Annotated in this window: 12 protein-coding genes; 8 read left to right on the top strand and 4 right to left on the bottom strand. The window is 61.2% G+C overall.

Annotated features, from left to right (window positions below):
• Positions 1–23: 23 nt before the first annotated feature.
• Positions 24–1,286: a glutaminase gene (locus tag CCICO_RS03335; protein ID WP_018019051.1), complete on the top strand. Its 1,263-nt coding sequence runs from the start codon at positions 24–26 to the stop codon at positions 1,284–1,286.
• Positions 1,287–1,327: 41 nt separating this feature from the next.
• On the opposite strand, the gene CCICO_RS03340 is transcribed toward CCICO_RS03335, so the two are convergent.
• Both CCICO_RS03340 and thrC read right to left on the bottom strand, forming a co-directional pair.
• Positions 1,328–1,684 (bottom strand): YbaN family protein, encoded by a 357-nt coding sequence (locus CCICO_RS03340; RefSeq protein WP_026161332.1) that lies wholly within the window; start codon positions 1,682–1,684, stop codon positions 1,328–1,330.
• A gap of 52 nt (positions 1,685–1,736) precedes the next feature.
• Positions 1,737–3,167 (bottom strand): threonine synthase, encoded by a 1,431-nt coding sequence (gene thrC / locus CCICO_RS03345; protein WP_018019053.1) that lies wholly within the window; start codon positions 3,165–3,167, stop codon positions 1,737–1,739.
• A gap of 135 nt (positions 3,168–3,302) precedes the next feature.
• Between thrC and CCICO_RS03350 the strand changes: the two genes are divergently transcribed.
• From CCICO_RS03350 to CCICO_RS03370, 5 genes are all read left to right on the top strand, one after another.
• Entirely contained in the window at positions 3,303–3,842 is a 540-nt protein-coding gene (locus tag CCICO_RS03350; protein ID WP_018019054.1) for an NUDIX hydrolase, read from the top strand.
• 699 nt (positions 3,843–4,541) lie between these two features.
• Positions 4,542–6,266, top strand: a complete 1,725-nt coding sequence (locus CCICO_RS03355; protein ID WP_018019055.1) for a glycerol-3-phosphate dehydrogenase/oxidase — start codon at positions 4,542–4,544, stop codon at positions 6,264–6,266.
• A gap of 2 nt (positions 6,267–6,268) precedes the next feature.
• The gene (locus CCICO_RS03360; RefSeq protein WP_026161333.1) at positions 6,269–7,006 is read left to right on the top strand and encodes an MIP/aquaporin family protein; all 738 of its coding nucleotides are present in this window, start codon (positions 6,269–6,271) and stop codon (positions 7,004–7,006) included.
• 39 nt (positions 7,007–7,045) lie between these two features.
• Positions 7,046–8,578 (top strand): glycerol kinase GlpK, encoded by a 1,533-nt coding sequence (gene glpK, locus CCICO_RS03365; RefSeq protein ID WP_018019057.1) that lies wholly within the window; start codon positions 7,046–7,048, stop codon positions 8,576–8,578.
• Positions 8,579–8,708: 130 nt separating this feature from the next.
• A complete protein-coding gene (locus CCICO_RS03370) occupies positions 8,709–9,371 on the top strand; it encodes a hypothetical protein (RefSeq protein WP_018019058.1) in 663 nt (220 codons plus the stop codon).
• On the opposite strand, the gene CCICO_RS03375 is transcribed toward CCICO_RS03370, so the two are convergent.
• Positions 9,368–9,916 (bottom strand): TetR/AcrR family transcriptional regulator, encoded by a 549-nt coding sequence (locus tag CCICO_RS03375; RefSeq protein WP_018019059.1) that lies wholly within the window; start codon positions 9,914–9,916, stop codon positions 9,368–9,370. The genes CCICO_RS03370 and CCICO_RS03375 overlap by 4 nt on opposite strands.
• A gap of 90 nt (positions 9,917–10,006) precedes the next feature.
• On the opposite strand from CCICO_RS03375, the gene CCICO_RS03380 reads away from it, so the two are divergent.
• Positions 10,007–11,497, top strand: coding sequence for an MFS transporter (locus CCICO_RS03380; RefSeq protein ID WP_018019060.1), 1,491 nt, complete (start codon positions 10,007–10,009; stop codon positions 11,495–11,497).
• Here the strand turns inward: CCICO_RS03380 and trhA are convergent.
• A complete protein-coding gene (trhA, locus tag CCICO_RS03385; RefSeq protein WP_040357218.1) occupies positions 11,494–12,201 on the bottom strand; it encodes a PAQR family membrane homeostasis protein TrhA in 708 nt (235 codons plus the stop codon). The two genes, CCICO_RS03380 and trhA, sit on opposite strands and share 4 nt — an antisense overlap.
• A 337-nt stretch (positions 12,202–12,538) precedes the next feature.
• Between trhA and CCICO_RS03390 the strand changes: the two genes are divergently transcribed.
• Positions 12,539–13,219 carry a ZinT/AdcA family metal-binding protein gene (locus CCICO_RS03390; RefSeq protein ID WP_018019062.1) on the top strand — a complete coding sequence of 227 codons (681 nt, stop codon included), beginning with the start codon at positions 12,539–12,541 and terminating at the stop codon, positions 13,217–13,219.
• Positions 13,220–13,228: the final 9 nt, after the last annotated feature.

The raw sequence follows: 13,228 nt of genomic DNA on the forward strand, positions 1-13,228 counted from the left end.
CAAGGAAGGCTTTCGAGCTCAGCATGTCTACCCCTATTCACGACTATTTGGCGCTTGCCCTCGACTCCATCGAATACGACGAGGAAGGCAAGGTAGCTGACTATATTCCGGCGCTGGCGCAGGCCAATCCCGAGCACAAGGCGATCGGCCTGTGCACCTCGCACGGCCGCATCTATTGCGCCGGCGATGCTGAGCACGAGTTCTCGATGCAATCCGTGTCTAAGCCCTTCGCCTATGCCCTCGCCCTCGAGGAGCGAGGCCTGCAGGCCGTGCTGGAGACCGTCGGCGTGGAACCTTCAGGCGAGGCCTTCAACGAGTTGTCACTTGACACCCCCACGAACCGGCCGGTCAACCCCATGATCAACGCTGGGGCCATCGCGATCAATCAGCTGATCAACGGCGAGGACTCCACTATCGAAGAGCGCGTAGAGAAAATCCTTTCCCAGTTCTCCCGCCTAGCCGGCCGGGAACTCAGCGTGGATATGGCGGTGGCGTATTCGGAGCTGGACTCCTCGGATCGTAACTTCGCCATTGCGCACATGCTGCGCTCCTACGGCATCATCGGCGATGACGCGCACGATGCCGTCGTTTCCTATGTGTATCAATGCTCCATCAATGTCACCGTGCGGGACCTCGCAGTCATGGCCGCCACCCTGTCTAATGGTGGGGTCCAGCCCCTGACTGGTGAACAGGTGGTCAGCGAGGACGTGTGCCACCAAACGCTCGCTGTGATGGCATCGGCGGGTATGTACGATGCGGCCGGTCGATGGATGACATCGGTGGGTATTCCTGCCAAGTCGGGAGTCTCGGGCGGGATGATGGGCTGTTTGCCCGGGCAGCTGGGCATCGCCACCTTCTCCCCACCACTGGATGTCAACGGCAACTCGGTGCTCGGTCGCAAAGTGTTCCAGCGGCTGTCTCGCGACTGGGGCCTGCACCTGATGTCCACCGACAGGCGCGGCGTACACGCGGTGCGCGAGCTCGTCCAAGAAGGAGACATCTCCTTGCTTAAACTGCAGGGAACACTCAACTTCTCCGCCGGCGAGGCCTTCTTGCACGCCATGCGTACCCGCGAGATCCGCGGGCCGCTGTTTGCGGTAGACATCTCGCGCGTGATCTCGCTCGCCCCCGTGGCCGAGCGCATGCTGCTCGAGGGATTACGTCGCGTGCGCGAAGAAGGCCACCGGGTGATGATCATCGACCCCGATTCACAAGTGGATCAGTCCTCACTCAGCGGGGAAGAGTGCTTCGAAGTGGTCACCGATATCGGCCTCATCCGCCGCTAACTGCCCGCTGCTACCGAGGCGCCGCGGCTCCGCGGCCATAGTCAGCGGGCCGTGGTCAGCCTGGAGATATGCCACGTCATCGCCAGCGCGCCAAGTGGAAAGATGGTGTAGACGAGAACGTGGTCGAGGCGCCAAACGGTCAACGCCACCGCAAGCCAGATGGTGCCGAGAGTAAAGATCTTGTGCTGCTTACTCATCGCCCCGGAACGGTAGTTGGTGATGTACGGCCCGAGCTGCGGATGGGAGAGCAGCCAGTCGTGCATCCGTGGCGAGCTCCGCGCAAAGCAATAGGCTGCGAGGAGCAAAAATGGGGTGGTGGGAAACAGCGGCAGCACCACGCCAATAATTCCGCATCCGGTGGCGATCACGCCGACCGCCCGCAGCATAAACTTAAGCACCCTTGCATACTAACAAGGGTGCTTTAGGCAAGGCTAATATATGCCGATCGGCTTAGGCGAGACGCTCGTCGATGAAATCCTTCACCCGCTGCGCATCATTGGGCATATCGACAACCCGAAACTCCACGTCCTCGATCCCGGCAAAACGCTCCGGCAGGGCGGGGGCGGAGCCGATAGCTTCGGTGATCGTCTCGGCGAACTTCACCGGCAGCGCGGTCTCCAAACAGATGATGGGGCAGTCGGTGGCATCTCTGTTCTGCTCGGCGGCGGCCACCCCGTCGGCGGTATGGGGATCAATGAGCACCCCATAGTCGCGGTAGACGCGGGCGATAGTCTCGAGCCGGTCGGCGTGGGTGGAGGTGCCGGCCAAGAAACCATAGTCGCGCTCGGCGCGAGCGAAGCAAGGATGCTCGCTGAGCGAAAAGCCGCCCTGCTTCACCTTGGTACCGAACAGCTCCGCGGTAGCGGTGGCGTCACGATCAAGCAGATCGAAGATGAAGCGCTCAAAGTTGGAGGCCTTGGAGATATCCATCGACGGCGAGGAGGTGGCGTGGGTCTCAGCAGAGCTACGCACCCGGTAGTCGCCGGTGCGGAAGAACTCCTCCAACACATTATTCTCGTTAGTCGCCACGATGAGCTTGTCAATGGGCAGGCCCATCGAGCGGGCGATATGGCCCGCGCAGATATCGCCGAAGTTTCCGGTGGGCACAGAAAAGGACACCTTCTGCTCATTGGAGGAGGTAGCGCGAATCCAGCAGGAGACGTAGTACACCACCTGCGCCATGAGTCGAGCCCAGTTGATGGAGTTGACCGCCCCGATCGAACGAGTGGACTTAAAATCGGCATCCGCCGAGATGTCCTTCACCACATCTTGGCAGTCATCAAAGACTCCATCGAGGGCGATATTAAAGATGTTCTCATCATGGAGCCCGAACATTTGGGCCTGCTGGAATGGGGTCATGCGCCCAGCAGGGGTGAGCATGAACACGCGGATATTATCGCGGCCACGCATCGCATACTCCGCAGAAGAGCCCGTATCGCCAGAGGTAGCGCCCACAATATTCAGCGCTTGGTCGCGCCGGGTGAGCTCGTATTCAAAAAGCTCGCCCAGTAGCTGCATGGCCATGTCCTTAAACGCGGCCGTGGGGCCCATAGATAGCCGCCCCAATAGCAAGTTATCTCCGAGCTCTACCACGGGCACAATATCCGGATCGGAGAACTTGGGAGTGGTGTAGGCGCGCTCGCAGATACCCCGCAGGTCCTCAGCGGGGATGTCATCCACAAACAGCTGCAGAACTTCAAAAGCGAGGGCGGCGTAGCCGTCGTTGTTCAGCACGCGCCGCCACTGGCTGAGCTGCTCATCGCTGAGCTGGGGGTAGCTCTCAGGCAGGAAGAGGCCGCCATCGGGGGCAAGCCCGCCGAGGAGAATATCGGTGAAGCTGTAGGGGGTGGCCGAGGTATCGCGAGTAGAAATGTAGTGCACCTCACCCAGCTTAGGGTGTTGGTGCAGGGAGCAAAACTTCCCACCCTCTCGTGGTGGGGTGCAGCTCCCCTGAAGCGGGGAAGCAGCTCGGCGGGGCGGATATTCACCCAGTGTGCGAGGGTAGAGTTAGACGTTATGCCCACACCTGATTTCATTGTTTCGCTTCGTGAAAAAATCGGCCACGAGCCGCTGCTACTACCCGGAGTCACGGCCATCGTGTTGCGCGATTCCACCACCGGTTCCTTTCTCAACGCCCCCGAGGTGTTGCTAGTCCGCCGCGCTGATAGCGGCGCGTGGACTCCGGTCACTGGCATCGTTGATCCCGGCGAGGAGCCCACCACCACCGCCGAACGCGAGGTGAAGGAGGAAACGTGTCTCGACGCCCGCGTGGTGGCTCTGCTTGGTTGCGGGGCGGTGGGGCCTGTGACCTATCCCAATGGCGATGTCACCTCCTATATTGATACGGCCTATCGCTTGGAGCTGGTGGGGGAGGCAGACCCGGCGGTAGGGGATGAGGAATCGGTGGACGTCGGGTGGTTCAGTATTGCCCAGTTACCGTCTTCGGTGGCACCGCGCTTTCGATTGTTGATTGCGGACGCGGTTGCGCAACGACGCCGCCCCCAGGGCTATAGCCCTCGCATGGGCTATCACAAACGCGATAAGCCTGCCTTCTAAACGCCTGAGAACCTCTATTCAGCTGCTTTACACCGACCGTGAGATCGCCGTTGTGTGGCCCTGTGGGGGAGGGGTCAAGCGGTGGCCAAAATAGACATAAAGGGTTCGGGTTTAGGGGTGATGGTAGGGGGTAATGGGGTGCAAAGTGACAGGACATGTATGTCTGCTTACCGATTGGTAGCTTGGGTTCAGGCATGGCGGTGATCGCTTCCCCAGGGGCGGGGGTATGGCCCGTTACGCTAGCGTAGCTTAGCCTTGGGGACATGGGATGAATTTCTTAAAACCGCAGCTAGAACTTGGTTACGATTCCGTAGTTTCGGGATTTACGATGGGGGAAATATGCACCCCGAAAAGGGGTGGTGACGCCACCGTAACTTAGCAGGTTAATGTGACTCAGGACACATCTGATGTCACATCTTAGGTGTGGGTGATCCTGCTACCAGCAACAATGGTGTTAGGTCCGATCCTTGCTTTGTCGCGCTAAGCATAAGCACCCTTTTGGGGTGGGTTGGCCGCTGTTACTCTGGACTTTGACATCAGGGCTCAGTGTCCGAGTCGATGAGAGTGTTAGAGCTTTCCTAACTTCCTCACTGTCCCCTCACATCAACCCATTGTTGGCCTCCACCGATGCGCCGAAGCTCGCCTCCACGGCGAGCACAACACGAGGCGTCGACGGGCCGGAAAGGTCGTGAATTCCTAATGGCTTCCACGTCGAAGCAAGCACTCAACCCCGAGTATTACGAGCAGTCTTGGGAGAAGTTCGGTTCAGAGAAGTTTGACGTCGTCATCATTGGCGGTGGCTCGGTTGGTGCCGGTGCCGCTCTGGACGCCGCCACCCGTGGTCTGAAGGTTGCGGTGATCGAGACCCGCGACTTCGCCGCAGGTACCTCCTCGCGCTCGTCCAAGATGTTCCATGGCGGCCTGCGCTACTTGGCCATGCTGGACTTCCGTCTCGTGGCTGAGTCTCTCCGCGAGCGTGAGCTGAACATGTCCACTCTGGCTCCGCACCAGGTCAAGCCGCTGAAGTTCCTCTTCCCGCTGACCAACCGCGTGTGGGAGCGCGTGATGATGTTCGGCGGATTCACGCTCTACGATCTCATGGGCGGCGCCAAGACTGTCCCCATGCAGAAGCACTACACCCGCAAGGGCGCACTGAAGGTCGTGCCCGCGCTGAAGGAAGACGCCGTTGTTGGTGGTATTCGCTACTACGACACGCTTGTCGACGACGCCCGCCACACCATGACGGTGCTGCGCACCGCCGCCGAGTATGGCGCCACCATCCGCACCTCCACCCAGGTGGTCGGCTTTGAGAAGAAGCATGGCCGCGTCGTGGGTGCTACCTTGCGCGATACCGACACTGGCCGCGAGACCAGCGTGCACGGTTCCGTGTTCATCAACGCCACCGGCGTGTGGAATGACGACATCCACAAGATGGCCGGTGTTGAGGGCAAGTTCTCCGTTCACGCCTCGAAGGGCGTGCACATTGTGGTGCCGAAGGACAAGATCGAGTCCGACGCCGCCCTGTGCTTCGTTACCGAGAAGTCTGTGCTCTTTGTGATTCCGTGGGGCGAGTACTGGATCGTCGGCACCACCGACACCGAGTACACCGAGGGCCGCCCGGATCCGGCTCCCACCAAGGAGGACATCGACTACATCCTCACCGAGCTCAATGACCGCGTGCGTACCCCGATCACCCATGAGGACATTGTGGGCGTCTACTCCGGTCTGCGTCCACTGGTGGCCGGTTCTTCCGACACCACCACCAAGCTGTCCCGTAACCACGCTGTTGCCCGCGACCTGCCCGGCCTGATCTCCGTGGCCGGCGGTAAGTACACCACCTACCGAGTGATCGGTAAGGACGCCGTGGATCTCGCCATCGGCGATATCCCGAAGCAGGTGCCGGAATCCATCACGGATCACACCCCGATCCTGGGCGCCGATGGCTACCACGCCCTGGCTAACCAGGTGGATGCTTTGGCTGCTCGCCACGAGCTGCCGGCGAAGACCATCGAGCACCTGCTCGGTCGCTATGGCTCCCTCTACGAGGAGGTGCTGGCCCCGGCTGCCGAGGACAAGGAGCTACTCAAGCCCATTGAGGGTGCCGAAGGCTACATCTGGGCCGAGGTGCTCTACGCCGTCACCCACGAGGGTGCGCTGCACCTGGAGGATGTGCTCAACCGCCGCCTGCGCGTGGCCATGGAGTACGACGACCGCGGCACCGTTGCCGCCGAGGCTGTCGCCACTTTCATCGCCCCGCACCTGGGCTGGGATGATGCCACCCTCAACGCCGAGCTGGAAAGCTTCCGCACCCGCGTCGAAGCTGAGCTCAACGCCGAGAAGGCTCTCACTGACTCTGCCGCCACCGACTACATGATCAAGGCCGGCGATCCCCGAACCAACATCGACGAAAGCATAGATATCTAATGATCACAGCAACCCAAGCGTTGGGCTGGGAGTTCCTGGGCACCACGCTGCTTCTGCTCCTTGGTAATGGCGTGTGCGCAGTTAACACGCTGCGCACCTCCGGTGGCCGCAACACCGGCTGGGTCCTCATAGCCATCGGATGGGGTATGGCCGTGTTCGTGGGCGCTTCCGTGGCAGATGTCTCGGGCGGTCACCTCAACCCGGCTGTGACGCTGATGCTCGCCCTGAACGGTTCCACCCCCTGGGATCTGGTTCCCTACTACATCATTGGCCAAATGCTCGGCGGCATCTTCGGCGCGGTGCTCTGCTACCTCACCTTCAAGCAGCTTTTCGACGCCAACTCGCTGGACGATAACGGCGAGAACACCGACGCCAACAGCGTCACCGGTGGCATCTTCTTCACCGGCCCGGTGCATCCGAAGAATGGCTGGAATGCCTTCACTGAGTTCGTGGCAACCTTCGTTCTGCTGGCCTTCATCGCTTGGGGTCCCGCTGGTGGCGAGCTTGGTCCGCTGACCTACTTCGCCGTGGCCTTCGTGGTGATCGCGATCGGTATGTCGCTCGGTACTCCCACCGGTTATGCGATCAACCCGGCCCGTGACCTTGGTCCCCGTATCGCCTACGCGTTCCTGCTTCCCATCAAGGGCAAGGCTGATGCTAACTGGGGCTACGCTTGGGTTCCCGTTGTTGCCCCGATGCTTGCAGCCCTCGTCGTTGGTCTCATGACCACCGTCATGTAGTCCACTTTTCCCCCATCACCCCAGTATTGGAGAACATATATGTCCACCAAGTACATTGCCGCGATTGACCAGGGTACAACCTCCACTCGCTGCATCATCTTTGATCACGACGCCAACCAGGTTTCTGTGGGCCAGTACGAGCACAAGCAGTACTTCCCGCAGAAGGGCTGGGTGGAGCACGACCCCAAGGAGATCTGGGACAACACCCGCCGCGCCGTGGGCCGCGCCTTGGCCAACCAGGACATTTCCGTCCAAGACATCCTGGCTGTCGGTATCACCAACCAGCGCGAGACCACCGTTGTGTGGGACAAGAACACCGGTGAGCCCGTCTACAACGCCATCGTGTGGCAGGACACCCGCACCACCGAGATCTGCCACAAGCTGATCGGCGATGGTTCCGCCGACAAGTGGCAGGAAAAGACCGGTCTTTTGATCAACTCTTACCCGGCCGGCCCGAAGGTGAAGTGGATCCTCGATAACGTCGACGGCGCCCGTGAGCGTGCCGAGAAGGGCGAGCTGCTCTTCGGCACCATCGACACTTGGCTGCTGTGGAACATGACCGGTGGCGCCGAGGGCGATGACGGACAAGAGGCCCTGCACGCCACCGACGTGACCAACGCCTCCCGCACCCTGCTCATGGATCTGAAGACCCTGCAGTGGGACGAGGAGCTCTGCAAGGCCATGGACATTCCGATGGCCATGCTGCCAGAGATTCGTCCCTCGGTGGGCGACTTCCGTGCCGTGCGTGCCCGTGGCTCCATGTCCGGGGTGCCGATCAAGGCCATCCTGGGCGATCAACAGGCCGCCATGTTCGGTCAGGGCTGCTTCCGTGCCGGCGATGCCAAGAACACCTATGGCACCGGCCTGTTCCTCCTGCTCAACACCGGCACCAAGCCGCAGCTGAGCGAGAACGGCCTGCTCACCACCGTCTGCTACCAGCTTGAGGGCGAAAAGCCCGTCTACGCGCTGGAGGGCTCGGTCTCTATGGGTGGCTCCCTGGTGCAGTGGCTGCGCGATAATCTGCAGCTCATTCCGAATGCCCCGGCAGTGGAGAACCTCGCTCGTGAGGCCAAGGACAATGGCGGCGTCTACATCGTGCCCGCGTTCTCTGGTCTCTTCGCCCCGCGGTGGCGTTCCGATGCTCGCGGCGTGATCGTTGGTCTGACTCGCTTCACCAACCGCAAGCACATCGCCCGCGCCGTGCTGGAGGCCACTGCCTTCCAGACCCGCGAGGTTGCGGACGCCATGGTGGCCGACTCCGGGGTGGAGATCACCAACCTGCGCGTGGATGGTGGCATGACCATGAACGAGCTGCTCATGCAGTTCCAGTCCGACATCTTGGGCACCAAGGTGGTGCGCCCGAAGAACGTGGAGACCACCGCTACCGGTGCGGCCTACGCCGCCGGTCTGGGTGTCGGCTTCTGGGAAGACTTGGCAGCACTGAAGGACCAGTCCTCTGAGGCGAAGACATGGAGCCCCTCCATGCCGCAAGAAGAGGTTGATCGTCTCTACAGCGAGTGGAACCGCGCTGTGGAGCGCTCCTATAACTGGGAGGTCCCGGAGGAGAACTAATCTCCGCACGGGACAGTGTGTGAGGGAATAGTTATAAGCCCCGTCCACGGTGAGCATTCGCACTCATAGCCACCGTGGGCGGGGCTTTGCCTTGCCTTGGTCTCCGGTGGGCGCGGTACGATATTAAACTATGCGTCCGATCAAATTGACACTCGCTGCCCTTGCCACCACCGCGCTTATCGTGCCGCTCGCAGCCTGCGGTTCTGATGCCGATAACTCCGCTGAGTCCTCCAACCCCAGCTCCAGCTCCGCTGAGTCCTCCCAGCCTGAGAGCCAGGAAGGATCAGGGGAGAAGACTGAGAACAAGAAGCAGGACGGGGAGTGCGCCCCAATCGATGGCCCCAGCGCCAAGGTGACGGTCGGAGAAACCGGCTACAGCGTGGCAATGCCCATGCCCGAGGGGTGGGAGCGGAACGAAGAGGCTGAATCGGACTCTATTCTGCTGTCCCTCAGCTCCGGACAGATCAACGCCAGCGTTGTGGGCGGCACCGTTGAGGTTGGCCCAGATGAGGCCTTCCAACAGTATGTGGACACGCTGAACATGCTTTCCCAGGACGGCGACCTGAAGGTGGAGGATGCCCCCGAGGTGTGCGGGTATCCGGCGAAGAACATGACTTACAACACCACCATGCTCGATACAAAGGTGGTGCAGGAAGCAAAGATGATTGTGGTTCCCCTCGAGCAAGGCTCGATCAGCCTCGTGGTCACCGTGATTGATGAATCCGGCGAGCCGGTTCCGGCAGAGCTGCGCGACGAGCTGCTCGAGAATATTCACATCACTGCCCCGGCCTAAGAGGTGGGGGAGTCCGGCGAGGTGGCGTCGATAAGCGTAGACGCGGCGGCGAGCACCTCGTCGGTTACATCGCGTTTAGCGGTGGAACAGAAGCCGGAATTGATCTCGTTGTAGTAGAGGCCCTCACCGAGAAGTAGCACCGCGATCGCGGCGTTTTCGGTGGGGCAGTGGAGCTTGAGCTCGGCGAGGAAGCGTTCCTGCACCATCGATAGGGCGTGCTCCACGGCACTGCTTTGGCGCGCGCCGATTTTCGTGACGGCCATGAGCGTGCGGCCGAAATAATCGTCTGTCACGGCGGAGGTGCGCAGATAGTAGTGCACGGCGCCCTCATCGGCGGCGCGCATGTTGGCAATATCGTCGCCTGTGCGGCGCTGAAGACGCTCGATGAGGCCGTCGGCGAGGGCCTGCTTGCTGGGGAAGTGGTAGAGCAGCCCGCCCTTGGATTTTCCCGCGGCCTTGGCGATGGCTTCGATGGTGGCTGCTTGATCATCGCGCTCGATGAGGAGCGTTTCATAGGCATCTAGGACAGCTTCTCGTGCGGACATGCCGCAATACTAGCGCAGCGCCACGCCATTTACCAGCGAAACTGTACCGGCTGGACGGTTTAGCTATGGTCTGTTAGATTGATTGTCGCTATGACTCAAGAACAGAAAGATAGGTGGAAGGCACTGGCCGTGCTCATGCTGCCGGTGCTGCTTGTCTCCATCGACAACACGGTCCTCAGTTTCGCCCTGCCGGAGATCTCCTCGCAGCTGACCCCGACGGGAACGCAGCTGCTGTGGTTGGTGGACATCTATCCGCTCGTTTTGGCCGGGCTACTCATTCCCATGGGCAGCATTGGCGATCGCGTGGGTCGTCGCCGCATGCTGCTCATTGGCTGCTCCGGCTTCGCGGCCATCTCGGTGGTGGCCGCCCTAGCGCCCAGCGCCGCACTGCTGGTTGCCTCCCGTGCCGTGATGGGATTCTTCGGCGCCATGATTATGCCGGCGACCTTGTCGTTGATTCGTAATATTTTTAGCAACCCCACGGAGCGTCGCCTCGCCATCGCCATCTGGGCAGCAGGATTTTCCGGAGGCGCTGCGATCGGGCCCGTCGTTGGCGGCGTGTTGCTCGAACACTTTTATTGGGGCTCGGTCTTTCTCATGGCCATCCCAGTGCTCGTTCCCTTGATTGTGTTGGGGCCGCTGTGGATCCCTGAATCCCGCAATCCGCACCCAGGCCCGCTGGACGTGCTGTCTATCCTGCTCGCCTTCTTCACCATGGGGCCCATCGTGCTGGCGATTAAAAACGTCGGCACTGCCGGCCTCGGCTGGGAGCTGCTCGTGGCCGCCGGGTTGGGCCTGCTCTGCGGCACTCTATTCGTCCGCCGCCAGCTCTCCAGTGCCGATCCGATGCTCGACATGCGTTTGTTCGGTGTGGGGCAGTTCACGGGCGCCGTGCTGGCGAATCTCTTCGCCATTTTGTCCCTGGTGGGGCTGCTGTACTTCATCTCCCAGCACTTCCAGCTGGTCAGCGGCCACAGCCCAATGGTGGCTGGGTTGCTGCTTGTGCCGGGCATGATCGCCACGATCATCGCCGGACTTTTGGTGGTCAAGGCCTCCATGCGTATCGACGCCCACCTGCTCGTCACCTTCGGCCTCGTGCTCAACGGGGTGGGCTATCTCTTGGTGCTGTTGTCTGGGCGTTCACACTCGGATGTGGGGCTCGTGCTCGCCTTTATGGTTATCGGTATTGGAGTGGGAACGGCAGAGACGATCTCTAATGACCTCATCCTCTCAGCGGTACCCCCAGAGAAGGCTGGGGCAGCATCGGCCATCTCCGAAACCGCTTATGAGGTAGGCGCGGTGCTGGGCACTGCCTTCTTGGGCTCAGTGGTCAATGCCGTCTACCGCAGCAATGTTCAAGTGCCTAGCGCCATCACAGGCTCCGAAGCTGACGCCGCCCGCGATACCCTCGGCGGGGCCATCGCCACCGCCGAGTCCTATGGCGGAGAGGTAGGAGCCGCATTGGCAGAGTCTGCTCGGGCCGCGTTCGATTCCGGTGTAGTGGTCACCTCCGCCATCGCAGTAGTGCTCATGGGCGCGACCGCAACCATGGCGTTTTTCACTCTGCGCCCCAAGGGTTAAAAGCATGGCGCCGGAGTGTGGCTGCTCACCACGAGCCACACTGCGGCGTAGTGCACTGCGGCTGCCACCACCGTGGCGGCGTGAAAATACTCGTGATAGCCGATGTAGCGGGCGTGCCGGCCAGGCCGTTTCAGTCCATAAACCACGGCCCCGAGGGAGGAGACCACCCCGCCGGCAGCGAGTAGCCCCACCACGGTCATGCTGGTGGCGGCAATCAGCTGTGGGATGATCGGCACTACCAGCCAGCCGAGGATAAGGAAGACCGCGACATCGAGCCAACGAGGATGATCAATCCACAGCATGGATAGTGCAAGCGATGCCCCTGCTCCAATCCATGCGGCGGCCAGCATCCACGTCCGAGTCGGCGCGGATACGCTCAGCACGCACAACGGGGTGTATGTGGCGGCGATAAACACCGCGATGGTGGAGTGATCGGCCCGCCGCCACCGCACCACCGTGGCGGGCGTGCGCCACTGGCCTAAGTGATACGTAGCCGAGACACTAAACAGCGCCACCATGCCCACCCCGTAGATGCCCACGCTGATCGCCTGGGTGGGGCTCAGGAATATCCAGGCGTAGGTGGTCAGCGCAGTTGCTGCGACGATACCCAGCAGCGCTGCCACCGCGTGGACCCAGCCGCGCCCGCGTGGGCGCTCGCCGCGATAGGCGAGGGTGCGATATACCGACACTGTAGGGGAATGCACGGGGGCGCCTTTCTTTTTGAGAAGGCTCAGCAGATGAGAGTAGGTACTGTATGCCTGTGCTTAGTTGAAGCCTCAGCGACCGAGGGTGGGTTCAGCTTAAACAGGGCCCCAATCGGCGGCAATGCGAGCTAGGTCACTCACAAAACTGCAGCTGAAGCGGTATTTGGCCCCAGTAGGGGGGTGGGCTATTGACACCCTTCTTCATGTCGTTTTAGCCTAAGCTCAGCTAGGTTCAATGAATTGAACCCTGTGTGTCGAGCCGCGCCCAGATCGGTGAACTTTTCTGGCGAAGCGGCACGATGTCAACCGTACCCGTGCACCCTAGGAAAGGGCTCTCATGAAGCTTTCCCGTTCCATTCTCGCTATCGCCGCCGCTGGCTCCCTGGCGCTCGCAGGCTGCTCCAGCGAGGAGGCCAAGGACACCGTTTCCTCCGCCACCGAATCTGCTACCTCCGCTGCATCCGAGGCTAGCGAGACCGCCTCCGACGCGGCCTCCGAGGCCACCGATGCCGCCAAGGCCACCCTCGCCGATTGGGATGGCACCTACCGCAGCCTCGGCAGCTACATTGACGATGCCGACATGGAAGAGGCCTTCACCAAGGCTGCCGAAGAGCACGGCGAGAGCCTGGATGAGCTCAAGGATGAGCTGAAGGAGTCCTACGGCCTGCCGTACGAGGGTCTGGTTGTTGATGGCGAGACCATCACCTTCGTCAAGAACAAGGACGAGCTGGACAGCCCCTCCGAGGAGCCGGTCGACTACGAGTTCCTTGAGTCCGTGGACAAGAGCTTCAACGGCAAGGACTTCACCTGGTACGTCTTCGAGGCCAAGGGTGACGCCGAGAACAAGTACGTTCTGCTCATGCCGAAGCACGGCGAGGAGACCCTCGAGCACTTCCACGCCCGTTTCGGTGACGATAAGGACGCCCTCCTCGACGCCGAGAACTTCCCGACCTTCGTCAACCCGGACAACGCCACCCAGGCCCAGATCGAGGAAGAGCTCCTGGAGCACGCTCACTAATTGATGGAG

It is taken from the genome of Corynebacterium ciconiae DSM 44920 (genome assembly GCF_030440575.1).
GTDB lineage: Bacteria > Actinomycetota > Actinomycetes > Mycobacteriales > Mycobacteriaceae > Corynebacterium > Corynebacterium ciconiae.

Coding starts and splice junctions, on each gene's coding strand:
- CCICO_RS03380 (WP_018019060.1), top strand. CDS start 10,007: ATGACTCAAGAACAGAAAGATAGGTGGAAGGCACTGGCCGTGCTCATG.
- CCICO_RS03350 (WP_018019054.1), top strand. CDS start 3,303: ATGCCCACACCTGATTTCATTGTTTCGCTTCGTGAAAAAATCGGCCAC.
- glpK (WP_018019057.1), top strand. CDS start 7,046: ATGTCCACCAAGTACATTGCCGCGATTGACCAGGGTACAACCTCCACT.
- CCICO_RS03370 (WP_018019058.1), top strand. CDS start 8,709: ATGCGTCCGATCAAATTGACACTCGCTGCCCTTGCCACCACCGCGCTT.
- CCICO_RS03335 (WP_018019051.1), top strand. CDS start 24: ATGTCTACCCCTATTCACGACTATTTGGCGCTTGCCCTCGACTCCATC.
- CCICO_RS03355 (WP_018019055.1), top strand. CDS start 4,542: ATGGCTTCCACGTCGAAGCAAGCACTCAACCCCGAGTATTACGAGCAG.
- CCICO_RS03375 (WP_018019059.1), bottom strand. CDS start 9,916: ATGTCCGCACGAGAAGCTGTCCTAGATGCCTATGAAACGCTCCTCATC.
- CCICO_RS03390 (WP_018019062.1), top strand. CDS start 12,539: ATGAAGCTTTCCCGTTCCATTCTCGCTATCGCCGCCGCTGGCTCCCTG.